Source organism: Ruegeria sp. AL2 (assembly GCF_056540845.1).
Genome location: NZ_JBQFXM010000006.1, coordinates 141,494 through 166,556 on the forward strand (window position 1 = coordinate 141,494; position 25,063 = coordinate 166,556).

Here is a 25,063-nt window from a genome sequence, read left to right on the forward strand (position 1 = left end):
GGGTCGCGGCAAAATTCTACGATCCCGGCCCGCGCATGTTACGCTCCATTAAGCGCTGATACAGGCGTGGTGACAGACGGTTGAGCCACCACGATATGTGTGCAACGCGTCCGACCGGGATCATGGGCTGCGATTTGTCCAGTCCGCGCAGGATCGCCACGGCGGCGCTCTCGGGGCTCATTTCGTCCATTCCGTCCTTGGCCGATCCGGGGCGCGCGGTTCCGTCGGGTTGCTCCATTGCGTTGTCGGGGTTGGTGGCAACAAAAGACGGCGCTGCAATCTGAACCTGAACGCCATGTGGCTTTTCTTCGGATCGAAGCGATTTGAAAAAACCCTCAAGCGCGTGTTTCGAGGCTGCATAAGCCGTGCGATGGCAGAGCGGAGCGAATCCAGCCACCGACGAGATAGCCAGATGCGTTCCCTTTGACACGCGGAGAGGCTGCAAGAATGCACGAGCCATCTCAACGGCTGCAAAATAGTTGATATCGAACAGTGCACGGTGACTGGCCGTGTCAGACTGGTCAAACCCCCGAATTTGCGTAACCCCGGCGTTGTAGATGACCAGATCAATGCTGTCGCTTGACGTGATCGCCCTTTGAATTGCGTTGGCAAGCTGTTCGGGGTCTGTCAGATCACAAGTAATTGGCAGTTGGTTCGGTTCTGTTTGCAGACCGGATACATCAAGATCCAACAGCACCACCCGCCACCCACGGGCTTGCAGTGCACGGCTCAAAGCTTGTCCCAAACCGCCCGCACCGCCAGAGATGACTGCGGTCTTCATAACCCGGCCTGCCGTTGCCAGAGCGCAAAAACCTCGGCGCTGGATTTTTCGGGCACATAGCCGAATTCAGATTTCAGGGCGGAATTATCCAGAACTGGCCGATATTGAAGGAACCGTACCTGTTCCGGCCCATAGCGAGATAAACTCAGTGGGCGCGCCACGGCTAGGGCCGCTTTCAGCACCCATGCGGGCAGACGCAGAACCGGTTTTCCCATAGCGTAGGCCAGGTCGGTCACGCCCATCGTTCCGTCACCGGCGACGTTGTAAATCCCGGCTGGCCCGTCGGTTGCTGCGCGCTGAAGGATGCGTGCCAGATCCTGGGTCCAGATAAAGACAAACGGGCTTTCGCTGCCGGACACCGCCAGCAAACGGGGTTTGCGAAACAGGGCGGTGATCTGGTTTTCGGTTCCAGCCCCCAGAACCGTTCCAACGCGCAAAACAACCTGCTCAAGATCCGGGGCGGCACTGCGGGCTTCGGCCAAAATCTCTTCGACCTGACGCTTGTGATCTGAATAGGGAAACTCGGGGTTGCCGCGCAATGGGTCGTCTTCGCGCAACGGCACAGGACTGTCTGCATGATAGCCATAAGCGGCACCGGAAGACGTAACGACCAGTCTGCGCACCCCGTTTGCGATGGCGGCATTCACCACATTTCGCGTGCCTTCGACATCGACAGCATAGGCTGTCGCGCGCCCCATCTTCGGCGGCGGCGTTACGACAGAAGCCAAATGCACAATCACATCCGGATTCACCTTGGCAATCACACGTGCAGGAGCGTCGGTTGTAACATCCATGGACAAAAATGAGGCGTCTTCCGGCAGGTTAACCGGGCGTTTCAGATCGGTTGCAAAGACCTCGTGCCCAACAAATGCGGGCAACAGCGCTTGCCCGACCATCCCGGCAGCGCCGGTTATCAGGATGCGGGTCATCGCGCAGCCTCGGTTCGCGCCATGACCGACGCCAAAGCCAGGCCCGAGATAGCGTGCCATACTCCCCAGAATGCAGCGACCACGGCCATGCCGCCCAGACCGTTGAAGAATGCAAAGATCAGGACGAGCCCAAGTCCGGAGTTCTGAATTCCGGTCTCAATGGTGATGGCGCGGCGATCAAAGGGGGACAGCCGGGTCAGAGTGGCCACAACCCAACCGCCCCCCAGCGCCAGGGCGTTGTGAAGGATCACAAGCCCGGCAACAGCCCCGGCAAACCCAAGGAAAAACCCCCAGTTGGCAGCCAGAGCAAGTACGATAAACCCAGCAAAAATACCCATCGACAGAAGTTGCAGCGGTGCGCGTAAACGTGCCGTCAAGGCGGGGAGGCGTTGATTCAGCGTAATTCCCAGAACCAGCGGCAGGATCAGCATCAGACCGACCAGGATCGCGATCTGCATTGGGTCGATCTGGGTCTGTTGCAGGATTGCGCGGGTTGGTTGGTAAAGCCCGCCCCAAAGCGCAATATTGAAAGGTGTCATAAAGATCGCACAGATGGTGGCGAAGGCTGTCATCGACACCGAAAGCGCTGCATTTCCGCCCGCGCGGTGGGTAATGAAGTTCGAGATATTGCCCCCTGGGCAAGCCGCCACAAGGATCAGGCCAAGCGCAATTGATGGTTGCGGTGCTGCAATCCACACCATCACAAAGGTCAGTGCTGGCAGGACGACGAGTTGTGAAAACAATCCGACAATCACAGGTTTGGGTGCGCGCCTTAAACGGTCAAAATCCCGAGGCGTCAGGTCGATGGCAATCGAGAACATCACGATTGCCAGAATAGCATTCAACAGCGTCAGAGACGCCGGACTGAAATTCAGTGTGATCTGGTCAATACCACTCATGCGGCGGCCTTCCGCAGCCGGTCGATCCAGCCGGTGACAGCCCTTCTGTAGGTATTCTTATCAACGTAATAGGCCATGCGGGGCAGGTCGATATAGTTCATACCTCCGGTGGCGCGCGTATAGTCTTTTTGCTTTTCTTCGTGCAGATCGGCTGCCACGGGGCAGCCGTTTCGAAGCCCCTTGATGTAGCGCGCCACCATCTCGGCTTGCTCGTGCCTGCCTTGCCAGCCCAGGCCCGTGGCCTCGACCATGCCCAGCACGAACAGATCGTCCCGTTCGGGATGTATCGTGTTCAGATACAGATGCGGGGCATCGCCGCGCCAGTTCAGCAGGTCCTTGTCGATAAACGGGTAGTGCAGTTTGTATCCGGTCGCGGCGAGGATCATGTCATAGTCGTCGCAGGAGCCGTCCTTGAAATGCACGGTGTGGCCTTCCAGCCGTCTAATATCCGGGCGGATTCTCAGATCGCCATGGCCTGCGTGATACAGAACCAGCGAATTCACCACGGGGTGGCTTTCGTACAGCCAGTAATCCGGTTTGGGAAAGCCGTACTTCTGCGGATCGCCGACAAACCAGCCAAGGATCAGGCTGTCGACCTTACGCTTCAGCCACATCGGCAGACGGATCTTTCCGCCCATTGTGTCAGCGGGTTTGCCAAAGACGTATTTCGGGACGAAATAGTACCCGCGCCGCATCGACAGATCGCAGCGTTTCGCGTGATGGATCGCGTCCACTGCGATGTCACAGCCGGAATTACCTGCGCCCACGACCAACACACGCTTGCCGTCGAACTGACTGGGGTACCGGTATTGTGAGGCATGGATCAACTCGCCGTCAAACGTACCCGGAAAGCTGGGTACATTCGGTTCCGACAGGGTGCCGTTCGCAATGAGTACGCCGGCATATTCGGCCTGATGGTCGCCATCCTGATCCCGCCAGCACACGCGCCAACCGTCACCCGGATTGCCCAGCGGAGAGACCTGAGTGACTTCTGCATGGAATTTGTAATTCTCACGCAACCCGAAACGATCCGCAAATGCGCGGAAATAGTCGCGCATCGCCCGGTGCGAGGGGTACTCGGCGACTGCGTCATCCATGGGGAAATCCGCAAATTCGGTCATGCGTTTGGAAGAGATCAGGTGCGCCGACTCGTACATGGTAGATCTTGGGGCATCGATATCCCACAGACCGCCAACATCCGAATGCAACTCAAACCCCTGGAATGCGATCCCCTGTTCTTTCAGCACCTTGGCCGCGGCCAAACCCATTGGTCCCGCCCCGATCAGGGCGAATTCGTCGCGCGTTTCTGTCATGAACCCTCCCAAAGTTCGTGAGGTTTAAATTGAACGAACGACCAAAATAAGGCAAGATGAAATTCATGACGCTGAAAAACGTAGAAAAACCAAGACAAAGGGCACCGTCCAAGCGGTCTTTGGAAACCAAAGCGCGGATCATGGATGCCGCCGAAACAGTCTTTGCTGAACGCGGATTCGAAGGTGCGTCGATCCGCGATATCGCTGCGCTTGCAGGCGTTCAGGTTGGCCTTGTTCATCACCATGGCGGCGGCAAGGAGGAGCTGTTTTTTCGCGCCATAGCACGTCGTGCTGGCAAGCTGGCACAGATCAGAACCGATGCGCTGAACAGGGCCAAAGGGGCGGGTCCACTGACACTGCGCGGAATCTTGGACAGTTTTATCCGGCCTTATGTGGAACTGGCAGAAACAGGCGGTTCGGGATGGATGGCCTATGGGCGCCTTGTGGCGCATGTCTCGGTCGATCCGCGCTGGCGCGAAATCGCGGCTGAATGTTTCGATCCGACCGCCCGGCTTTTTATCGACGAAATCGCTGCTCTTTATCCAGACGTTGACCCTGCGCTGCTGGCCAGCGGCCAGGTCTATTCCGTTTCGGCAATGCTGGCGCATCTCAACAGTGGCTGGCGGGTCGGGGCCCTGTCGCAAGGCGGCGGGGTGTCAGAAGTGGAACGCCTGATCGATTTTTGTACAGCCGGTATCGAAGCGATGGTTCAGACCAGTCGCGGTTGAACGCACAGCATTGCTATTGCTGCAAATGGTTGAACAGGATGGTGCTGAACACAGAAGGTGGTGATGTTCGGACGGCGCTGGGCGAAGCAAAAAAACCAAACATCATGATCATAAGGATCAGGGCCGCTCCGGCAAGGCACGCCGCAGAAAGCTGAAAGACCGAACGAACCATTGGCTTATTCCCTGTTTATACTCAATAAAATCTGTGGTGTCTTACGCGTCACGAAAGCTTTGACAGCTCTTGTTTCAGCCTTTCATTTTCAGCCTGCAACTGCGCCAATTGCTGGCCCAAACTGTTCAGATGCGGGCGCAGTTCGGTTTCGGTGAAACGCGGCGTGATGTGGCGCGGGCAGTTCCAGTCAAGCGCCTCAACACGTATGATCACCGCCCGCTCTGCAGGGGCTTCGCTCTCTTCTGGATACAAGCTGGCAGCGGCGGCTTGACCCTCCGTGAATTCGACACGCCCCAGGATCTTCAAGCGACGTTGATTGGCGTAATCCATCAGGATCATCGCGACCCGTTCGTTGCCGTCCAGATTCCCGCGCGAGATATACTGTTTGTTACCCGAAAAATCGGCATATCCGATGGTTTGCGGCCCCAGTACTTTCAGAAACCCGACCGGACCGCCGCGATACTGTACATACGGCCAGCCTGTTTCAGACACCGAGGATTGATAAAACCCGTCGCGCGCCTGAATGAACTGTTTTTCCGGCTCGCCGATCAAATGGCCCTGTTGCGGGCCACCTTCAATGAATTTGGCATAGGTTTTTGCCGATCCCATCCGCTCCTGATGGGCACGGACGGTAGGGGTGAAGGTCAGTTCGGAAAACGCACGCGGCACGGTATGTCCTTTCAAAGACTCAGTTCAGAAAGCCCGAGATGGTCATCGGGGCGTTCACCCAATGGCCAATGGAACAAGCGGTCGCTTTCGGCTATGGGGTGATCGTTCAGCGAGGCATGCCGATGCGACATGCGCCCGTCTTCGACAAATTCCCAATTCTCGTTGCCATATGACCGGAACCACTGGCCACTATCGTCGTGCCACTCGTAAGCGTAACGCACGGCGATGCGATTACCGGTAAAGGCCCAGAGTTCCTTGATCAGTCGATAGTCCAGCTCCTTGTGCCATTTACGGCTTAGGAAGGCGTGAATTTCGCCATGTCCTGACAGAAATTCCGCCCGGTTACGCCACTGACTGTCATCTGTGTATGCGGGGGTGACGCGGTCGGGATCGCGGCTGTTCCAGGCGTTTTCGGCCATGCGTACTTTTTGTGTGGCAGTTTCGAACGTGAAGGGGGGAAGTGGGGGGCGGGACATGGTGCAGGGGGCTTTCAGGTCAGAGAGGCGGCAAGGATGGCCAGTGTCAAAAGAAATGGAACGTACTGAGGGGGGAATATGCTGGCGCGACGTTTCATCGGTCAAATCCTCTGGTGTACTGATCGGTTAACTTTCTAATAAGGTGTACCGATCTGTTAACTTTTGCAAGGGGAAAAGCAGAAAATTTTCCGCGCGTTTCAAGGCGAGCCGTGAATTCTAATGAAAACAATGATTTGTGTTAGGCCGGTTGTACTTCATGTTTCGGGGTAATATGTACAGAACGGTACACCATGGAGCCGAATCATGCGTCCAAACAAACGGGATGAACTTGTCAGCAAAGCCCTGAAGGTTTTTTACCGCGACGGGTTTCACGCGACCGGCATGGATAAGCTGGTGGCGGAAACGGGCGTGTCGAAAACGTCGATGTACAAACATTTCCGCACCAAGGAAGACCTGATCGTAGCCGCTCTGCGCCTGCGGGATGAGAATTTTCGCGAGTGGTTCTATCGGCGCATCGAAGAGATGGCAGAAACACCGGCCGAGCAACTCATCGCTAGTTTTGATGCCTTGAAGGAATGGTTCGAGGAGGATGGGTTCCGGGGCTGCATGTTCATCAAGGCCGGGGCTGAATATCAGGATACAGATCATCCGATCCATGTGCAGGCTGCCGAACATAAGCAGCTGTTGCTGGAGCATTTCACGTCCGTCGCTGAACAGGCTAGTGCGCGTGATCCTCAGAAACTCGCCAGCCAGATCGTGTTGTTGCAGGAAGGGGCAATCGTGTCCGCGGTTTTGCTCAAGAATTGTGATCCTGCGGAAGACGCCAGGGATGCAGCACAGCAATTGCTGGCATTGGCGCTGAGTTAATTTCCTTAAAAACAAGCAGGTTCTTTTAGTTACTTAGCAAAGAAACGTTGCGTTGTTCGAAGTCGGAACGCCACGTCACGTGGATTGGCGGGAATCGGGCCGACCGTTAGGCTTTTGCGAAAGACTGTTTGGAGAGCCTTTGATGTCACTTTTCACTTCGACCGCGGCATGGGTCACCGACGAACACCGCATGTTCGCGGATATGGCTGGCCGGTTCATGGATGACGAACTGTCGCCGAATATCGAAACCTGGGTTGAAAACGGGGCCGTTGATCGCGACTTCTGGAGCAAAGCGGGTGAAACCGGCCTGATGGCTGGTGCAATCCCCGAAGAATATGGCGGCGTCGGCGGTGGTATGGGCTTTGACGCCATCACCGCGTACGAACAGGGCGCACGGGGCGACGCCGGCTGGGGCTATGGTATTCAGTCGATCGTGACCCATTATCTTACCGCCTATGGCAGCGAAGATCAAAAACGGAAATGGCTGCCCAAACTGGCTTCGGGCGAAATGGTCGGTGCACTTGCCATGACGGAACCCAGCACCGGCTCGGATGTTCAGGCTGTGCGCACAACGGCCGAGAAAGACGGAAACTCCTACCGGCTGAATGGCTCGAAAATCTTCATCACGAATGGCCAGACGGCGGATCTGATCATCGTGGCCGCCAAGACTGACAAGTCCGAGGGCGCGCGGGGTGTGTCATTGATCGTGGTCGAAACCGAAGGGGCCGAGGGGTTTCGCAGGGGGCGCAACCTCAAAAAACTGGGGATGAAGGGCAACGACACGGCCGAGCTGTTTTTTGAAGATGTCAAAGTACCGATGACGAACCTGCTGGGGGCTGAGGAAGGTCAGGGGTTTTATCAGCTGATGAAGCAACTGCCATGGGAACGGCTGAATATCGCAATCATGGCGCTGGGTTCGATCGATTTTGCCATTGCCGAAACGGTAAAGTACGTGCAGGAGCGCAAAGCGTTCGGTCAGCGGGTGATGGATTTCCAGAACACGCGTTTCAAACTTGCAGAATGCAAGACCAAGGCCGAGGTTCTGCGCAGTTTCGTCAATGACTGTATCGGCAAGCTGGAGGCAGGCGAACTGGACGCGGCCACCGCCTCGATGGCCAAATACTGGGGCTCGGAGGTGCAGAACGAAATCATGCACGAGTGCCTGCAACTGTTCGGCGGATACGGTTTTATGATGGAGTACCCAATTGCCCGTCTCTACGCAGACGCCCGCGTGCAGATGATTTACGGCGGCACCAACGAGGTCATGAAAGAGGTGATCGCACGGTCGCTTGACGTTTGAAGGTATCCGGGCGGCCTCTTGCCTGATGTCATCATTCCTGACGGAATGCTCGCTTCTGTTGGACCTCGCAGGCCCGTGCTTGCGGGGTTTTTTCGTTGTTGACCCGACCACAGTTGCCCACTTGCAAAGGACGTGCAGCGGTATGATGATCCGCCGAAAAGACTCAGAGGTCTGACGTGAACGATCCCGAACAAGCCTTGTGGCGGACTACATGTACCGAAGCAGTCACTGCTCTGCCGCTGAGCAGTGACAAAACTGTCGATCTGGCCATTATAGGTGGCGGATATACCGGGTGTTCAGCTGCCTTGACGGCAGCCCGTACCGGCGCTTCGGTCTGTTTGCTTGAAGCGCAGAAGATCGGGTTTGGCGGGTCAGGGCGCAATGTCGGTCTGGTCAATGCCGGGCTGTGGCTGCCACCGGATGAGATCCGCGCGCATATCGGTGCAGAGGCTGGTGATCGCCTGATCGATCTGCTGGGCAAAGCACCGTCAGACGTTTTTTCCCTGATCGAAGAACACGGCATCACATGTGAGCCCATTCGCAACGGAACCCTGCATTGCGCGCATTCCGCCTCGGGCCTGAAGGACCTGCAAACGCGACATGCGCAGCTAAGCGGGTCTGGCGCGCCGGTAGCGCTGCTGTCGGCGGATCAGGCCCGTGACCGGACCGGCAGCGATGCTTTTCATGGGTCGTTGTTCGACCCTCGCGCAGGAACAATACAACCCTTGGCTTATGTCATGGGATTGGCGCGTGCCGCGTCTCAGGCCGGGGTGCAGATCCATGAACAAAGCGCAGTGCAGACCCTTCGGCACGAAGGTGGGCAATGGGTGTTGACCACACCGGGCGGGACTGTCAGGGCCAAATCCGTCATTCAGGCAACCAACGCCTATCACCTTGGCTTGCCAGATACTGCGCCCGCCTATGTTCCCGTTTATTACTTTCAATACGCTACGGCCCCGCTGTCGCATAATCTGCGCGCCAGCATTCTGCCGCAGGCAGAAGGATGCTGGGATACCGGGCTGATCATGACGTCCTTCCGGCTGGATCAGGCGGGGCGGATGATCATTGGCGGCATGGGCGATCTGGGGAATGCAGGACGCAGCGCGCATACCGGATGGGTCCGACGCAAACTGGCTGAGCTTTATCCTCAGGTTGCCGATCAGCCGTTTGAACAGGGTTGGCACGGGCGGATTGCCATGACCTCGGACCATATCCCGAAAATCACGCAGATTGGCCCCAACGCCCTGGCCGCGCACGGATATTCCGGCCGTGGTATCGGCCCTGGCACGGTGTTCGGGCGAATGATGGCCGAAAGTCTTCTTGCAGGTGAGCCTTCGCTTTTGCCCGTTCCTGCGGTGCATGAGCATCGCGAAAGCTGGACGCGCGTGCGCCGCGCCTTTTTTGAATCCGGCGCGGCGCTGACGCATCTGATAAAGGCGCGGATCTGAATTCAGACCGAGCGGGTGATGCCACCATCAACCCGGATATTCTGCCCGGTGATGTAGCCACCGCCTTCGGATGCCAGCAGGGCCACGACCGAGGCGACCTCGTCATAACTGCGCCCATAGCGCCCCATGGGAATGCGCGCGCGGAATTCTTCTTTTTCGGGCAGGCTGTCAATGAAACCGGGCAGGATGTTGTTCATGCGGATGTTTTCGGCAGCGTATTTGTCCGAGAACAGTTTGGTGAACGCGGCCAGCCCGGCGCGAAACACACCTGAGGTCGGGAAAACCGGGTCAGGTTCGAATGCAGCGAAGGTCGAGATATTGATGATCGATCCACCGCCCTGCGCCTGCATGATCGGTGTCACAAGCCGCGTGGGGCGGACCGCATTCATAAAGTAGACGTCCATACCGGTGTGCCAATCCTCGTCCGTCAACTCAAGGATCGGAGCACGGGGGCCGTGGCCGGCGGAATTGAGCAAGACGTCAATGCGCCCCCAATGGGCCATGGCCGCATCAACAAGCTTTTGCAGATCCACCGTAGACTGGTTCGAGCCGGTTACACCGACGCCTCCCAACTCATGCGCCAACGCTTCGCCCTTGCCCGAGGATGACAGTATCCCGACCTTGAAACCGTCGGCGGCCAGCCGCCGAGCGGAATCCGCGCCCATGCCGCTGCCGCCTGCTGTTATTAGTGCTACTTTCTCCATCTGAGATCTCCGTTTTGATTTGGTTTCAGGATGGCGAATGAATTGCGGTTTGACCAATCAGTTTTGTTGAGTACTCGTGACCGTGTCCCGCAGCCGAACCTGGCCTTTGTTATGCGCAGCTGACGGCTGTCTCAGGTCTGAAGGGACGCTGCGATGGCTTCTATCCGGTCGCGTAACCAGCGGTGGGCGGGGTCATTGGCCGATCTTTGATGCCAGACCATGTAGATGGACACAGGGGGACAGGCGAAGGGTAAAGGTGCGCAATCCAGCGCGGCAAGTGGGCCCTGTTTCATCAGTGCCGTATCTGTCGAGATCAGGTCGCTGCCCTGCACAAAGGCCGGGATCGCGTTGAAATGCGGCAGGGTTACAACCGCAGGATTGATCTGGCTTTGATCAACGCCGCGCATAACGGCACGGGCGTTTCGGCCATCGGCAAAGCGCACTTCGACATGGTCGCTGTGGCAATAGTCCTGCCAGCTGTCCGGGGGCGTGCGTTGCGTGGCGTCGTAGAACACCATCAGCGGGCTTTCGATCAGTCTTTTCTGGAAAATATCCGGTCCGTCGGGCGGCAGCGGGGTTAGCATCAACTGGCACCGGTCGCTGCGCAACAATTCGGGGTCGGGCACACCCGATGGGATGAATTCCAACCGCAGGCGCGCGCCTTCGGCGCGTGTGTCACGCAGCAACCATGGAAAGATCAGCTCTCGTGGCATGTCATTGGTGGCGATGCGGATGTTGATCTGTTCCGACAAAGGATCGAACGGCCGGCCGTCGGTCAGCGCGCGCATCCCGTCCAGTACCTTTTGCGCAGGCTCTTTCAGGGACAGGGCGCGTTCGGTTGGCGTCAGACCCTGACCTGAGCGAACAAACAGCGGGTCGCCCAGGACCTGCCGCAGTTTGGCCAGAGTATGACTGATCGCAGATTGCGTAACCCCCAGCCGATCTGCGGCTTTCGAGACCGAGTTTTCCTCGAGTATCGTCAAAAAAGTGCGTAGAACCTTGCCGTCGAGGTCAATGAAATCGAATTTGCTCATACCATTTATGATTAATCATGAATGGTTTTGCTGTCCATGGCGGGGTACGGGACGGGCATCAACAGGAGATATTCGATGGGGATCCGTTTATTCTCGGACAGAAACCGGCCCGTTCATATGGGCGGCTACCCGCTGGAGCGTTTGGCCCGGCAAGATGACATGCCGGATCTGTCGCTTGTGCCCGCTTTGGCCGAGCTGAGTTTCCACCGACCGGAACACCCTGACAGCATCGTCAATGCGATGGGTGAGTTTCAGGCGATGATGGACGCCATCCGCGACGGAATGGTGAACCCGGTTGCGTCCGAGATTCCATCGGACCCGCAGGAACGGGCCAACCACATAAAAGCGTTCGGCTACTTCAACGATGCGTCGATGATGGGGTGCGGTCCATTGCCATCTGACGCCCTGTTGCTTGAGGCCCGCCGCAATCCCGATATTGACCGGCTTGCCCACGCGTTGCGCACCCGTCAGACCAAAACGCTGGCATCCGGGATCGACGTCATCATGGCTGATCTGAAAGACAGTATGGAGGCTGCGCCCAAGCCGATCGACAGCCATCGGCACAGCATTGTCTTTCTTTATGAACACAACCGCGATCCCGACCCGTCCGAACCCGGCGCTGATTGGATAGTCGACGCGCAGGACCATCGCGCCTGTCTGCTGGCGACCGAGAATGCGGTGGTCATCGCCAATTACATCCGCCTTTTGGGCTTTGACGCACGGGCGCACAGCATGATGTCAACCGACGTTGATTTGGGCAAGCTGGCGGTCACCGCCGGGTTGGCTTCGGTCGAGGATGGAGAGGTTGTCGTGCCCTGGCTGGGCAAGCGCTTTGGTTTGGCCGCCGTGACGACTGACATGCCGATCGCCCATGACAAACCGCTGAAGCCTATGGCCGATCAGCCCTGGTTCCGGACGCAGGGGCCGGCATGGTGGTTGGGCACGGGCTTTGCCAAGAACGCCCTCAACCGTGACCAATATGCCAAACGGCGCTATGTGGACGGGGCGCATCCGTTTGAGAAACTCAAACGGGTCGAGACACCAACGACCTTTATTGACGAAGAGAATGTCGCTCGTGTGCCCAAGCGTGCAGATATGTTTGCCCGGGCGCAGTTCGGAGATATGGGCAAGTCGCTACAGGATGCGGCCAAAGGCGGGTATTACGTCCGCAAGGCAGCGCCGAGTTTTGCCCAACGCCGTGCTTTGGGTGCGTTTGTACTGTTGCAGGACGGTGAAAGCGCTGACGCGCCCAAGCCATCTGACGCACAACGCAACGCAGCAAACATCAAGGCTGCGACCTATTTTCTGGGGGTCGATGCGGTGGGTCTCAGCCGCTGCCCGGAATGGGCCTGGTATTCCCATGACGCGACGGGCGAAGAAATCGTGCCGCCCCATGATCAGGCCGTCAGCATGATCATCGATCAGGGTTATGAAACGATGGAGGGTGCCAGCGGCGACGACTGGATCAGCGTCGCCCAATCGATGCGCGCCTATCTGCGATTTTCGCTGCTGGGTGGCGTGATTGCACAGCAGATCCGCAATCTTGGCTACAAGGCCAAGGCGCATACGGTGATGGATGGCGAAGTTCTGCAACCTCCGCTTTTGTTGCTGTCCGGTCTGGGCGAAGTCAGCCGGATCGGCGAAGTGATCCTGAACCCCTATCTTGGGCCGCGACTGAAATCAGGCGTGGTGACCACGGATATGCCGATCGTGCATGACAGGCCCATCGATTTCGGTCTGCAAAGCTTTTGCGAGTCTTGCAACAAATGCGCGCGCGAATGCCCATCGGGCGCGATCACGGCTGGGCCAAAGCTGATGTTCAACGGCTATGAAATCTGGAAATCCGACAGCCAGAAATGCGCGACCTACCGCGTGACCACTCCGGGAGGCGCAATGTGCGGGCGGTGCATGAAGACCTGCCCCTGGAACCTTGAGGGTATCTTCAAGGAGCGCCCGTTCCGTTGGGCCGCGATGAACATCCCCTCGGCGGCGCCTGCATTGGCCAAGCTGGATGATGCGGTTGGCAATGGCGGTTTGAACGACACCAAGAAATGGTGGTGGGATATCGAGTTGCAGCCCGACGGGGCGTATCGGCCAACAACACACCCTTTGAACCGGCGCGATCTGCAAAAGGATCTGTACCTTAGATACGAAGATCAGACATTGGCGGTCTACCCGGCCTATCTGGCCCCGCACCCCTGGCCCTATCCGTTTGCAATGGATCGCGAGGCAGGAATTGCCGCCTATGAGGCCTTGGTGACAGCCGAAGAGTACAAGGCGCGTAAAGCTGCGGGGGATATGTCGATCATTCATCGTTATCAGGTCGCAGGTGACGCGCCGGTGATGCGTGTCGCTGTGACCAAGGTCGACAAGATGACCTCGGATGTCACCAAGTATGAGTTTTCCTCCCTTGACGGTGCGCCGCTTCCTGAATGGTCCGCAGGTGCGCATCTGGATGTGCTTGTCGCGCCAGAGTTCCTGCGCCAATACTCCATGTCTGGCGACCCGTCGGAACGGGGGTCTTATCAGATCGGTGTTCTGCGCGAGGATGAAGGGCGGGGTGGCTCGGCCTTGCTGCACCGAATTTTCAACGAAGGGCGCAAGGTTTTCATCTCGAAACCGATCAACCATTTCGAACTGAACGAAGGGGCGTCCAAAACCTTTTTGATGGGGGGAGGTATCGGAATCACTCCGATGATCGCATTTGCTCATCGCCTGCATGCATTGGGCATGGATTTCGAGTTGCACTACTCGGCCAGGACGCGGGGCGGTGCGGGGTATCTGGATGATCTGGCGGGGATGCCCTGGGCGAACCGCGTCCACTACCATTTCTCGGATGAAGGCACGCGCGCTGATCTGGATGCGATCCTTTCGGGGTATCAGCAGGGATGGCACGTCTATACGTGCGGGCCTGATCGGTTCATGGATGGCGTCATGCAGGCGGCCGAACATCAGGGTTTCCCCGAAGAGGCCCGACATCTTGAATATTTCTCTGTCCCGGAAACCCCGGAATACGAGAATCACCCATTTACCCTGAAACTCGCGCGTTCTGGTAGAACGCTGCCGGTGCCCGCAGACAAGGATGCCGCGCAGGTTCTGAACGAGGCGGGTTTCCACGTGGATGTGAAATGTGCCGATGGTATCTGTGGTGTGTGCAAATGTGGTGTCCTTTCGGGCGAGGTCGAGCATCGGGATTTCGTGCTGTCCAAAAAGCAGCGCCAAGGGGCCATGATTCTGTGCCAAAGCCGCGCTGTGGCGCCGGATGGTGTGATCGAGCTCGATCTGTAAGCATGGTCAGAAAGCGACCTTTGGACGGTGAAATTTGGTCGCTCGGCCCATGGACGTCAGGTGGGTGGTGAATTAACGTCGCCCGGAACCCAGATATCCCTGACCAACAGGTGCGAGGTAGCATTATGGATTATCACAGCCCCGCCAGCTTTGCCGAGGCTTCGGCTCTGGCCGCAAATGCGACGGGCATCACGCGCTTTCTGGCGGGCGGCACTGACGTATTGGTGCAGCTGCGCTCGGAGTTGGTGACGCCTGATACGCTGATCGACATCAAGAAAATCAACGGTGTACACGACATCACCCGCAACGCTGATGGAAGCTGGACGTTGGGAATTGCCGCAACCGGTGCCGAAATGAGCGAGCATCCTGAGTTGGGTCGTGACTGGCCCGGTGTGGTCGAGGCGATGGACCTGATCGGATCAACCCAGGTGCAGGGGCGCGCAACACCGACCGGTAACCTGTGTAACGGCTCACCTGCGGCTGATTCCGTGCCCGCCATGGTCGCAGCTAGTGTGACCGTCACCGTGACCGGTCCGGACGGTACTCGCGAAGTCGCGGTCGAGCATATTCCGACCGGCCCCGGCAAAACCTCGCTGGCCAAAGGCGAGCTGATCTCGGCGGTCAATATCCCGGCACGTGGAGAAAACGGCGGCGATGCCTATCTGCGGTTCATCCCCCGCACCGAAATGGACATCGCTGTGGTTGGCGTTGGCGTGAACCTGCGTCTTGACGGCGACACCATCACCGAGGCCCGTGTATCACTGGGCGCTGTGGCCCCGACCGTTCTGCTGGTCGAAGACTGTGCCAAGGCCATTATCGGCAGCACGCTGGAAGATGCAGCCCTGGAAGCGCTGGCCGCCGCCGCCTCTGCCGCCTGTAACCCGATTGACGACAAGCGCGGCACGATCGCGTTCCGTACCGAGGTCGCAGGCGTTCTGGCCAAGCGCGCCGCAAAAATTGCTTATGCCCGCGCGAAGGGAGAAGACGCATGAAAAAGTTCCACGTAACCACCACCGTGAATGGCGATGCGGTCGAATACCTGTGTGATCCGCGTGAAACCCTGCTGGATTGTCTGCGTGACAAGTTGAACCTGACAGGCGCGAAAGAGGGGTGTGGCACCGGCGATTGCGGCGCATGCTCGGTCACCGTTGATGGCCGTCTGGTCTGTTCATGTCTGATGCTGGGTGTCGAGGCCGAGGGTAAGCAGATCGAAACCGTCGAAGGCATTGCCGACGGTGATATTCTGCATCCGCTGCAAAAGAAGATGATCGAATACGCCGCCCTGCAATGCGGCATCTGCACGCCAGGCATTCTGGTGGCGGCCAAGTCTCTGCTGGAGAAAAACCCGAACCCGACCGAGGAAGAAACGCGGTATTGGCTGGCAGGCAACCTCTGCCGTTGTACTGGATATGACAAGATCATTCGCGCCGTGATGGATACGGCGGCTGAGATGCGGGAGGCGTCGTAATGGCTCTGGACGATCGTAAATCAGATTTCACTTTTGTCGGCACCCGCCCCAACCGCCCGGACGGTCTGGACAAGGTGACAGGTCGCGCCAAATTCGGTGCGGATGCCTACGCCCCGGGAATGCTGCATGGCGCGATCCTGCGCTCACCTCATGCTCATGCGCGGATTGTGAAGATCGACGCGTCGAAAGCCGAGGCGCATAAGGATGTCAAAGCTGTTGTAACGCGTGCCGACTTTGCTGACGTGCCGTTCAAACCCGGTCTGGAAGGCGAATTCTATAACGTTCTGGAAAACGTTATGGCCGGTGAGAAAGCGCTATATGACGGGCACGCGGTTGCAGCGGTTGCTGCGACTTCGGCATTGGCGGCTCGTGACGCGCTCAAGCTGATCGAGGTCGAGTACGAAGTGCTGCCCCACGTCACCGATGTGGATAAGGCGATGGCACCGGATGCGCCTGTCATCCGCGAAGGAGCTGCGGATTATTCCGTGCCGGAAGGAATGCACCCGAACGTTGTCCGCTACCATGAAAGCGGTCACGGCGATGTCGAGGCCGGATTTGCCGAAGCTGATCTGGTCATCGAAGACAGTTTCGTCACCGAAGCGACGCATCAGGGTTATATCGAACCGCACGCTTGTTTGGCCATATTGGGTAATGACGGTAAGGGTGAGTTGTGGTGCACGACGCAGGGGCATTGGATTGCGCAGAAAACCTGTGCCGCGCTTCTGGGGATCGAAACCTCGCAGTTGCGTGTCACTGCGTCTGAGATCGGCGGAGGGTTTGGCGGTAAGACAACCGTTTTCATCGAACCCGTCGCATTAGCGCTCAGCCGTAAGGCCAATCGCCCGGTCAAGCTTGTGATGACCCGGTCCGAGGTGTTCCGGGCTACTGGTCCGACTTCGTCTGCCTCGATGGACGTCAAAATCGGCATGAAGAAAGACGGCACGATCTCGGCGGCTCAGGGCATCTTCCGCCTTCAGGGCGGAGCCTTTCCCGGCGCGCCGGGCGACATGACTGCCATGTGTGCCTTTGCGCCGTACAACCTGACCAACGTCAAGCAGATCGGCTATGACGTTATGGCCAACCGCCCAAAGCAGGCAGCGTACCGCGCGCCGGGTGCACCGATGGGTGCCTTTGCGGTCGAGTCGGTGATTGACGAGTTGTGCAACAAGCTGGGTCTCGACCCCGTTGAGGTACGCCTGAAAAACGCCGCGCATGAGGGCACGAAGGCCAGCTATGGACCGACCTACGAGCGCATCGGTCTTGTCGAAACGCTAGAAGCAGCCAAGGCGCATCCTCATTATTCGGCTCCGCTGAAGCCGGGGCAGGGGCGCGGTATTTCCTGTGGCTTCTGGTTCAACCATGGTGGCGAGACCAGCGTGTCGCTTGCCTTGTCAGAGGATGGCTCGGCTCAGGTGATGGTCGGAACGCCTGATATCGGTGGTTCGCGCGCATCGATGGCCCTGATGGCGGCCGAGGTTCTGGGCATCCCGTATGAGAATATCCGGGTGACCATCGCCGATACGGCCACACTGGGCTACAATGACGTAAGCCATGGCTCTCGCGTGACCTATGCGTCAGGGCTGGCAACTATCAAGGCTGCGAGGCACGCGGTCGAGAAACTGTGCGAACGGGCTGCGGCCAAATGGGGCATCCCGGTTGATGCGGTGAAATGGGAAAACGGCTGTGCGGTGCCCTCAGGCCCGAATGCAGGCGATTTCGATCCGATGCCGCTGGCCGATATCACCGCTGATATGGGCCGAACCGGTGGTCCGATCTCGGGCCATTTCGAGGCAACCCCCGAAGGTGCTGGCGTGTCCTTTGGCACCCACATCGTCGATGCCGAGGTTGACCCGGAAACCGGTAAGACCAGTGTGACCCGCTACACGGTCATTCAGGACGCGGGCAAAGCGATCCACCCGACCTATGTCGAAGGCCAGTATCAGGGCGGTGCCGCGCAAGGTATCGGCTGGGCCCTGAACGAGGAATATATCTACGGCGAAGACGGTCGATTGCAGAACTCGATCTTTCTCGACTACCGCATCCCGGTGGCCAGCGACCTGCCGATGATCGACACCGTGATCGTCGAGGTTCCGAATCCGGGCCACCCGTTTGGAGTTCGCGGTGTGGGCGAAACGGGTATCGTGCCGCCACTGGCCGCCATCGCCAACGCTGTGTCCAACGCGGCTGGCGTGCGAATGAAGCGGCTGCCGATGTCGCCGCCACGCATTCTGGCCGCTCTCAAGGGCAATGGTTGAGGTTCACCTCTGGTCCGGCCTCCGGTCACTGACCGGGGGCCAGCAGGTGGTTGAGGTCGAGGCCAAAACCACCGGAGAGTTGCTGCGTGCGCTCGTGCGTGCGTATCCGCAGCTTCAAGCACCCATCGACGCTGGCGTATCTATCGCTGTCGACGGGCGCGTGATCGCGACCGGGCTGACCGAACCGATTCCCGAAGGCAGTGAAGTCTATTTGATGCAAAGGCTGAGGGGCGGTTAAGCGTCAGGCGACCAAGGCTCGCGCCCGACCATTCGGTCTGCTTCGGCCGTGATATCGTTCATGTGTTGTTCGAGACTCAAACGCAGCGTTTCTATTTCGTCTTCGCTGGCTTTCCGCGGAACTGTTTCTGTCCATTCTCGGCACAGAAAAACCCCCTCGTTACCCCATGGGCGGGGCATCAAAAGATGATCCCATGTTCCTGCTTCTCGCCCATGTTTCGCCGAAAAGGTAATACCAAAAACACGTTTACCCGATGTTCGCGCCCAAACCAGCGGAACCGTCGACAAAACCCGCTCTGGCCCACGGGGGCCGTCCGCCGCTATGCCAATGGATATCCCCTGTTTCATTTTGCCTAATACCTGTCGCGACAGGGCGACATGGCGTGCCTTGCTGGCCATGGCAATGGTGTCCATTCCAAACAACTTTTGCACGCGACCCACCATGCTGCCAGCCCGCGCAGAAGATGTAATCGAACAGATGCGCCCCTTGTCCAGCGGGAAAAAATAAGGCGACTGCGCCAGCCGTTGATGCCAGAGAACAACGATGACCGGCTCACCCTGTTCAGCCAACTGGTCCAGTTCTTCATAGCCGATGCGCTGCCAACGTGTGTTGCGGTGTACCAGCCGAATATAATTTGCAATCCGACGCGCCACCCAGTTTAGCACAGCTTCGCTGTCTGCAATCTTCTTACGGAGGTTCACGCCGGGTTCCTTCTGCTAACCGGTCCTTGTCTTAGCGCACCACGCATTTTGCGCAACTTGTTTGTCCGGACATTTCGTGGATCGGAATCTGAAAAAGCCTCTTGAGTCCGCCGCGCGGCTGGCATATCTGGGGCTCACTACAGGGGTATAGCTCAGTTGGTAGAGCGACGGTCTCCAAAACCGTAGGTCGCGGGTTCGAACCCTGCTGCCCCTGCCATTGAAATTGTCCGAATACTAAGTTGTGATTTCCAAGGATGAACGGGTTTCAGCCTTTGAGTTCGCTATACCTGTCTTCAGCTATTTCGCGCTTGGATCAATACTAGTCGCAGCATTGGCTTCGACAACACTGCTACAATGGCGCGAGGCCATCGTGACCTGTTGTTATCTTTTGTTGGCACCTGTTTTTTCGTGCGGGCGTACCGCATCCAGTTTTTCAGCCCACATATTCTGATATTCTTGAAACACCGCTGGTTTGTCTGAGTGGAGCGCCATCAATGCACACGCGGCCCACATAGCGACATCGTAATCCGAGTCGGTCTTTTTCAGTAATTGCGCATTCAGTGCAGCGGCTTCTGATGTCGAAGGTTTATGCATTGCCATCGGACCCCTTGTGCCAACTGATACTGTTATTTGCAATCGTCCTGTCACGGACATTCCCAAAACCGACAGGTATCACTATGTGGGTAGTACAGTGAATGGGCTGGAAACAAGGCGTTAACGTGTCGTTAACTTTTTGCTGGGGTTCTTGTCCATAAGAGTGTTCATGTGACCGGTTCAAAGGTGAACTAAATCACAGACCAATCACTAGAATCCCGCTTTACTTACAACTGTTACGAGTTGGCGCTCACGTTCGGTACATGACGCTGTTTTGTTTTTCCCTCCTGTGGCCGGGGCGCGCTTGTGGTTGAGCGCGCCCTTCCTATGTCCGAATAACTAGGTTGCCGTCGATGCCGGTTCTGAGGCGGTAATCGAGGTTTCCTTGGGTGGGCGATTGACTTATTGTCCGGCCACGACGCAATCAGCCGGATGAGGATATATGTCGCGTTTTGATGGATATTTTCTGCGGCAATTGCTGGTTTTATTCGGCTTCTTCACCCTCGTCCTGGTGGGTGTCTTCTGGATCACCCGTTCTGTCAGCCTGTTTGACAAAGTCATCAGCGGTGGCCAGTCCGCTATGGTGTTTCTTGAATTCACCGCGCTTACCCTGCCAACGCTTGTTCGTACGGTTATGCCGATGGCGGTATTTGCGGCTGCCGTCTATGCGACCAACAGATTGAGTCGCGAAAGCGAGATGACAGTGATGCTGGCAACCGGGTCAAGCCCGTGGCGACTAGCGCGGGCCGTTGTTTTGTTCGGTGTGATCACCGGTCTGATGATGGCTGCCATCAGTGTGTTCCTGCGCCCTGCATCGGTCCAACAATTGGAATACCGGCAAGCCGAAGTAGCAGGAGATGTGACAGCGCAGTTGTTGAATGAAGGCGAATTTCTGCACCCCGCCGAAGATGTTACGGTTTACATCGGTGGCATCGATTTGGACGGTACGTTGCACGAGGTGTTCGTATCCGATCGGCGCGACCCGGAAAACGCAGTCAGCTATTCCAGTGTGACGGCCTATCTGGTCAATAACGACGCGGGAATTCATCTGGTGATGGTCGACGGGGTGGCGCTGCGCCTGAACAAGGCGGGCAGGGTTCTCTCCTCGACCCTGTTTCAGGACGCATCATACGACATTTCGCAACTGACGAACGCAAGCCCGTTGACGAACCGCAGCCTCGAAGCCATTCCGACCTCTGATCTGATCCTCAACCGGGATACGATTTCAGAAACCGAGGGGTTCAGCCAGGGTAAGTTGATCGAAGAACTGCATCAGCGATTTTCCTGGATAGCCATTTGCATCGCCGTGTCGCTGGCGGGGTATTCAACCCTGATGCTGGGCAGCTTTTCACGGTTTGGATTGTGGCCTCAGATTTTGGGTGCCTTTACCATTCTTGTGCTGCTTGAAGGCGTACGCGGGTTTGTGTCCCCGGTTGTGATCGATGACCCGAAGCTTTGGGCACTGCTTTACCTTCCTGCCGTTATGGGTGTGTTGATCTCGTGCTGTTTTCTGCTTGTCGCAGGTCGTCCGCTTTTGCGGAAACGTGCGCGCGGGTCCGAGGTCATCCCAACACCCGCTTGATTTCAGGTTCGAAGTTCTTTCAGACAACAACGAATGTCGTCGAATTCTTCGCGATCGCCACGGGCGACCAAATACATCGGCAACGGCAGGCTTACACTGTCTTCGACCCGTTCGAGCGCACCCGAAGCCAGATGTTGCGAAATGACGTAGTCGGGGAAGTAGCCGCATCCGCCTCTTTGCAGGACATATCGTAGCGCCATCATGCAATTGCCAAGAAACAAGGTCTGCCCTGAGGCACGTCGCGCAGCCGATCTAACGTGATCTTGGTAGATCTCTCCAAGTTCAAGATTGACGAAAACCAAATCGTTTTCTGCCGTTGCTGCTTGCGGGGTTCTGACGAGGGTTAGAAGCTCCGGTTCCAGTTCGTGATAGGTGACGCGTCGGTCTGATGGCGTTTCATGCGTGATCGCCACGTCCAGCACATGGGTCGCCACAGCTTCAACCATGTTCAGATCGTGATCGTAATTCAGTGTCAGCAGCAGTTTGTCAAAGCGCTGTTCGAACCGAACAGCCAGATCCACGAGCAAAGGGTCCCAGATGCTGAGCTGACCACCTAACCGCAGCGCCGGACGGTTCTGTGTCTGCAACGGTAAATCGCGCGACGCGAAGGCCCAAAGGGACAATATTTGTTCTGCATACGGTTTGAATTGTCTGCCAAACTCGGTCAACGCCGTACCACCGGCGCCGCGGGTAAACAGTGGTTTGCCGGTTTCTTCTTCGATCAGATGAATGCGCGCGCTGACGGCCGTTTGAGTCACATTCAGCTTACGGGCAGCGGCATGAAAACCACCCGTTTCTGCCACACATAGAAAGGTTTCCAAAGCTTTGGTTCGCATATCGAGAGTATTTTTTGATCATTGTGATAAAATCAATTTATTTTTTTGAAGTTGCGACTCGTAATATTGTCGACTTCAGGAAACACGCCAAGGGATCAGCCATGCTGGACAAAAGCCACAAACCGACCTGGACCAGTTTTGAGAATGCCACCAAGGCCGACTGGGACGCCGTTATGGATTATGAAGAGGCGTATAATGCGGCTCTGCCGGATCGCATCCTCGACGCTATTCGGTCGTTGGACGAGGAATGGACACCCTATCCGGTCAACCGGTATCAGCACAGCCTTCAGGCCGCGACCCGGGCTTATGAGGATGGCGCGGATGAGGAGTTGGTGGTCGCCGCTCTGATCCACGATACCGGCGATATTCTGTCACCCTACAACCATGGAGAGCTGTCAGCGGCGATGATGAAGCCGTATGTCAGCGAGAAAACCTATTGGATACTCAAACACCATTGCGTGTTTCAGGGTTACTACTACAACCACCACCTTGGCGGCGACCGCAACGCGCGCGACAAGTATCGCGACAGCCCCCATTGGGAAGACTGTCGCTATTTCTGCCATGAATATGATCAGAAGGCGTTTGACCCAGACTATCCGACGAAACCGCTGGAGTTTTTTGAACCCATGCTGCGCCGCATCCTGAGCAAGGGCGAAGGCCATATGGAGCTGAACGAAACTGCCGAAGATTAACAGGCGGCCATCAGGCGATAGACAATCTGAGCTGTGGTGAAGTCCCAGGCGGCATTGCCGTCCGGGGCCAGCTCAACCACGTCGAAGCCCACGCATCTGCGTCCCTTGAGCGCGTGTTCGACCAGCCGCAGTGCCTGATAATAGCCCAACCCACCGGGCACCGGTGTTCCGGTGGCGGGCATCAGCGATGGATCCAACCCATCAACGTCGAAGCTGACATAGACCAGCTCGGGGAAGTCTGCAGGCAGGTCAACCGAATGGATGTTACCTGTCACCAGTTCCTCGGCATCTACGTGAAAAACGTGGTTTTTCAGTCGGCTTTGGGCCTCTTCAGTTGAAAAAGCGCGTACACCGAACTGGGCCAGCCGCACGCCTTCTTCGGCAAGCAGGTGCATCACTGAGGCGTGGGAGTGTTTTTCGCCCTGATAAGCGTTGCGCAGGTCGGCATGGGCGTCGATCTGGACGATGCCGATGGGTTGGTTTAGCGCACGGGCTACACCTATTACTGCGCCATAGCTGAGGGAATGCTCGCCGCCCAAAGTGACCGGCACCTTTCCGGCCCGAATTGCAGCCTCGGTGCGGTGCGCAAGGCGTTCCATCACCTCGGGCAACGGGCCGTCACAATTCAGCGGTTCTTCGGTGAAAATCCCTTCGACACAGGGCTCCGCGTGACCGGTGATGCGTTCCAGTTCATTGCTGGCCTCGATAATCGCTTCGGGGCCGTTGGCCGTGCCGGAACCGTAAGAGACCGTGCGCTCCAAAGGCACCGGGATCACGCGAAAGCGGGCATCTTCGGTGCGTTCGGATGTGGTCAATTCGCTGTCGAGAAAAATGCTCATGAGAGTCTGTCCTTGAAGTCGTCATATCCGAACTGCCGGATGATCTTCAGCTCGTCCGTTTCGCTGTTCCACAGGGCGATTGTGGGCAAGGGGACGCCATTGAAGGTGTTTGTCTTGACCATCGAGTAATGTGCCTGATCGAGGAAGGCAAAACGCTGTCCGATCTCCAGCGGCTTGTCCCAGGTGTAGTCGCCAATAACGTCACCCGCCAGACAAGACGGGCCGCCAAGGCGATAGGCATGGCCTGTTTCGGCCTCATCCATCAGGGCAGGGCGATAGGGGGCCTCGATCACGTCGGGCATGTGGCATGTGGCCGAAATATCGGTGATCGCGAGGTTCATGCCGTTGGTCGGCAGGTCGAGGATTTCACCGATCAGAATACCTGCGTCCAGCGCCACAGCCTCGCCGGGTTCGAGATAAACATCAATGCCATAGGTTTCACGAATGTCCTTGAGGAAGGCCACCAGCCCGTCGCGGTCATAATCGTCGCGGGTGATGTGGTGGCCACCGCCAAAGTTCACCCACTTGAGTTGATCAAGGTACGGTTTGAGCTTCGGTTCGACAGCGTCCCAGGTGCGCTGCAAAGGCGCAAACCCTTGTTCACAAAGCGTATGCATGTGCAGCCCGTCAACACCGCGCAGGGTGTCGGCGGTCAGTTGGATGACCGGTGTGCCAAGGCGCGAGCACGGGGCGCAGGGATCGTATTTCGGAACCTCGCCTTCGGAATGTTCCGGATTAATGCGCAGGCCAACGTGCACTTTGGCGGCTTGGGTTTTGGCGAGAAACCGATCCTTTTGGGCAGGGGAGTTGAATATGACGTGATCGGACAACGACAGGATTTCGTCGAAATCCGCGTCTTTGTACCCGGCGCAGAAGGTGGCGACCTTTCCGCCATATTCCTCGCGGCCCAGCCGGGCCTCATAGATACCCGAGGCGCAGGTGCCCACAAGGTGTCGGCGCACCAACGGGGCCAGTGAGAACATTGAAAACGCCTTGAGCGCGCTGAGAACATGCGCGCCGGAACGGGTTCCGACATCAGCGAGGATTTTCAGGTTCCGTTCAACCGCTTTTTCGTCGACCACAAAGCAAGGGCTGGGTACACGGGAGAGGTTGAAATTGCGGAAGGCACCGGCGTCTCCGGCCTGTGTGGTCATCATGTCGGACATAACCGGCGTCTCCGTTTGGTGGAGAGGCCGGGGGCGCTGCCCCCGGACCCCCGGGATATTTAGGGCCAGATGAAGCTGAAGCGG

At 57.5% G+C, this 25,063-nt stretch carries 24 protein-coding genes and 1 tRNA gene; 12 read left to right on the plus strand and 13 right to left on the minus strand.

All coding sequences use genetic code 11. The features are described 5' to 3' along the window. Positions 1-16: 16 nt before the first annotated feature. From ACR0ID_RS10725 to ACR0ID_RS10740, 4 genes are read right to left on the minus strand one after another with little or no spacing between them, the layout of a single operon-like run. Positions 17-781 carry an SDR family NAD(P)-dependent oxidoreductase gene (locus ACR0ID_RS10725; protein ID WP_480605291.1) on the minus strand — a complete coding sequence of 255 codons (765 nt, stop codon included), beginning with the start codon at positions 779-781 and terminating at the stop codon, positions 17-19. Then, positions 778-1,770: an SDR family oxidoreductase gene (locus tag ACR0ID_RS10730; protein ID WP_480605293.1), complete on the minus strand. Its 993-nt coding sequence runs from the start codon at positions 1,768-1,770 to the stop codon at positions 778-780. The genes ACR0ID_RS10725 and ACR0ID_RS10730 overlap by 4 nt, the downstream gene beginning before the upstream one ends. After that, a complete protein-coding gene (locus tag ACR0ID_RS10735) occupies positions 1,707-2,609 on the minus strand; it encodes a bile acid:sodium symporter family protein (protein ID WP_480605295.1) in 903 nt (300 codons plus the stop codon). The genes ACR0ID_RS10730 and ACR0ID_RS10735 overlap by 64 nt, the downstream gene beginning before the upstream one ends. Beyond that, the gene (locus ACR0ID_RS10740; RefSeq protein WP_480605297.1) at positions 2,606-3,922 is read right to left on the minus strand and encodes a flavin-containing monooxygenase; all 1,317 of its coding nucleotides are present in this window, start codon (positions 3,920-3,922) and stop codon (positions 2,606-2,608) included. Before ACR0ID_RS10740 ends, ACR0ID_RS10735 begins: the two co-directional genes overlap by 4 nt. A 65-nt stretch (positions 3,923-3,987) precedes the next feature. On the opposite strand from ACR0ID_RS10740, the gene ACR0ID_RS10745 reads away from it, so the two are divergent. After that, a complete protein-coding gene (locus tag ACR0ID_RS10745) occupies positions 3,988-4,650 on the plus strand; it encodes a TetR/AcrR family transcriptional regulator (protein ID WP_480605299.1) in 663 nt (220 codons plus the stop codon). Between the two features lie 220 nt (positions 4,651-4,870). On the opposite strand, the gene ACR0ID_RS10750 is transcribed toward ACR0ID_RS10745, so the two are convergent. Beyond that, entirely contained in the window at positions 4,871-5,491 is a 621-nt protein-coding gene (locus ACR0ID_RS10750) for a pyridoxamine 5'-phosphate oxidase family protein (RefSeq protein ID WP_480605301.1), read from the minus strand. 11 nt (positions 5,492-5,502) lie between these two features. Next, positions 5,503-5,967, minus strand: coding sequence for a nuclear transport factor 2 family protein (locus ACR0ID_RS10755; protein ID WP_480605303.1), 465 nt, complete (start codon positions 5,965-5,967; stop codon positions 5,503-5,505). A 303-nt stretch (positions 5,968-6,270) separates the two neighbouring features. Here ACR0ID_RS10755 and ACR0ID_RS10760 point away from each other — a divergent pair, with 303 nt between their 5' ends. The 3 genes from ACR0ID_RS10760 to ACR0ID_RS10770 all read left to right on the plus strand — a co-directional run bounded on the left by ACR0ID_RS10760 (position 6,271) and on the right by ACR0ID_RS10770 (position 9,582). Further along, a complete protein-coding gene (locus ACR0ID_RS10760; protein WP_480493663.1) occupies positions 6,271-6,834 on the plus strand; it encodes a TetR/AcrR family transcriptional regulator in 564 nt (187 codons plus the stop codon). A 142-nt stretch (positions 6,835-6,976) separates the two neighbouring features. Next, positions 6,977-8,134, plus strand: coding sequence for an acyl-CoA dehydrogenase family protein (locus ACR0ID_RS10765; RefSeq protein WP_480605305.1), 1,158 nt, complete (start codon positions 6,977-6,979; stop codon positions 8,132-8,134). 176 nt (positions 8,135-8,310) lie between these two features. Further along, positions 8,311-9,582: an NAD(P)/FAD-dependent oxidoreductase gene (locus ACR0ID_RS10770; RefSeq protein WP_480605307.1), complete on the plus strand. Its 1,272-nt coding sequence runs from the start codon at positions 8,311-8,313 to the stop codon at positions 9,580-9,582. A 2-nt stretch (positions 9,583-9,584) separates the two neighbouring features. Here the strand turns inward: ACR0ID_RS10770 and ACR0ID_RS10775 are convergent, their stop codons facing one another. Continuing rightward, entirely contained in the window at positions 9,585-10,286 is a 702-nt protein-coding gene (locus ACR0ID_RS10775) for an SDR family oxidoreductase (RefSeq protein ID WP_480605309.1), read from the minus strand. A 131-nt stretch (positions 10,287-10,417) separates the two neighbouring features. After that, on the minus strand, positions 10,418-11,320 hold the full coding sequence (locus tag ACR0ID_RS10780; RefSeq protein ID WP_480482132.1) for a LysR family transcriptional regulator: 903 nt from the start codon (positions 11,318-11,320) through the stop codon (positions 10,418-10,420). Between the two features lie 75 nt (positions 11,321-11,395). Here ACR0ID_RS10780 and ACR0ID_RS10785 point away from each other — a divergent pair, with 75 nt between their 5' ends. From ACR0ID_RS10785 to ACR0ID_RS10805, 5 genes are all read left to right on the plus strand, one after another. Continuing rightward, positions 11,396-14,608, plus strand: a complete 3,213-nt coding sequence (locus ACR0ID_RS10785) for a reductive dehalogenase (RefSeq protein WP_480605311.1) — start codon at positions 11,396-11,398, stop codon at positions 14,606-14,608. A gap of 125 nt (positions 14,609-14,733) precedes the next feature. Next, entirely contained in the window at positions 14,734-15,600 is an 867-nt protein-coding gene (locus ACR0ID_RS10790; protein ID WP_480605313.1) for an FAD binding domain-containing protein, read from the plus strand. Next, positions 15,597-16,076, plus strand: coding sequence for a (2Fe-2S)-binding protein (locus tag ACR0ID_RS10795; protein WP_209504694.1), 480 nt, complete (start codon positions 15,597-15,599; stop codon positions 16,074-16,076). Before ACR0ID_RS10790 ends, ACR0ID_RS10795 begins: the two co-directional genes overlap by 4 nt. Beyond that, positions 16,076-18,331, plus strand: coding sequence for a xanthine dehydrogenase family protein molybdopterin-binding subunit (locus ACR0ID_RS10800; protein ID WP_480519047.1), 2,256 nt, complete (start codon positions 16,076-16,078; stop codon positions 18,329-18,331). The genes ACR0ID_RS10795 and ACR0ID_RS10800 overlap by 1 nt, the downstream gene beginning before the upstream one ends. Then, positions 18,324-18,569 (plus strand): MoaD/ThiS family protein, encoded by a 246-nt coding sequence (locus ACR0ID_RS10805; RefSeq protein ID WP_480519045.1) that lies wholly within the window; start codon positions 18,324-18,326, stop codon positions 18,567-18,569. Before ACR0ID_RS10800 ends, ACR0ID_RS10805 begins: the two co-directional genes overlap by 8 nt. Here the strand turns inward: ACR0ID_RS10805 and ACR0ID_RS10810 are convergent. Further along, positions 18,566-19,270: a lysophospholipid acyltransferase family protein gene (locus tag ACR0ID_RS10810; protein ID WP_480475628.1), complete on the minus strand. Its 705-nt coding sequence runs from the start codon at positions 19,268-19,270 to the stop codon at positions 18,566-18,568. The genes ACR0ID_RS10805 and ACR0ID_RS10810 overlap by 4 nt on opposite strands. A gap of 141 nt (positions 19,271-19,411) precedes the next feature. Between ACR0ID_RS10810 and ACR0ID_RS10815 the strand changes: the two genes are divergently transcribed. Beyond that, a tRNA-Trp gene (locus tag ACR0ID_RS10815) sits at positions 19,412-19,487 on the plus strand. 164 nt (positions 19,488-19,651) lie between these two features. Here ACR0ID_RS10815 and ACR0ID_RS10820 read toward each other — a convergent pair. Then, positions 19,652-19,864, minus strand: a complete 213-nt coding sequence (locus ACR0ID_RS10820) for a hypothetical protein (protein ID WP_480493678.1) — start codon at positions 19,862-19,864, stop codon at positions 19,652-19,654. Between the two features lie 442 nt (positions 19,865-20,306). Between ACR0ID_RS10820 and lptF the strand changes: the two genes are divergently transcribed. Next, on the plus strand, positions 20,307-21,446 hold the full coding sequence (gene lptF, locus ACR0ID_RS10825; RefSeq protein ID WP_480519043.1) for an LPS export ABC transporter permease LptF: 1,140 nt from the start codon (positions 20,307-20,309) through the stop codon (positions 21,444-21,446). A gap of 2 nt (positions 21,447-21,448) precedes the next feature. Here the strand turns inward: lptF and ACR0ID_RS10830 are convergent, their stop codons facing one another. Then, the gene (locus ACR0ID_RS10830; protein ID WP_480605316.1) at positions 21,449-22,282 is read right to left on the minus strand and encodes a LysR family transcriptional regulator; all 834 of its coding nucleotides are present in this window, start codon (positions 22,280-22,282) and stop codon (positions 21,449-21,451) included. Between the two features lie 101 nt (positions 22,283-22,383). On the opposite strand from ACR0ID_RS10830, the gene ACR0ID_RS10835 reads away from it, so the two are divergent. Further along, complete coding sequence (locus ACR0ID_RS10835; protein ID WP_480605317.1) at positions 22,384-22,974, plus strand: HD domain-containing protein; 591 nt, start codon at positions 22,384-22,386, stop codon at positions 22,972-22,974. Here the strand turns inward: ACR0ID_RS10835 and speB are convergent. Continuing rightward, positions 22,971-23,813, minus strand: a complete 843-nt coding sequence (gene speB, locus ACR0ID_RS10840; RefSeq protein WP_480605318.1) for an agmatinase — start codon at positions 23,811-23,813, stop codon at positions 22,971-22,973. The two genes, ACR0ID_RS10835 and speB, sit on opposite strands and share 4 nt — an antisense overlap. Then, positions 23,810-24,979 carry a carboxynorspermidine decarboxylase gene (gene nspC, locus ACR0ID_RS10845; RefSeq protein WP_480605319.1) on the minus strand — a complete coding sequence of 390 codons (1,170 nt, stop codon included), beginning with the start codon at positions 24,977-24,979 and terminating at the stop codon, positions 23,810-23,812. The genes speB and nspC overlap by 4 nt, the downstream gene beginning before the upstream one ends. Positions 24,980-25,063: the final 84 nt, after the last annotated feature.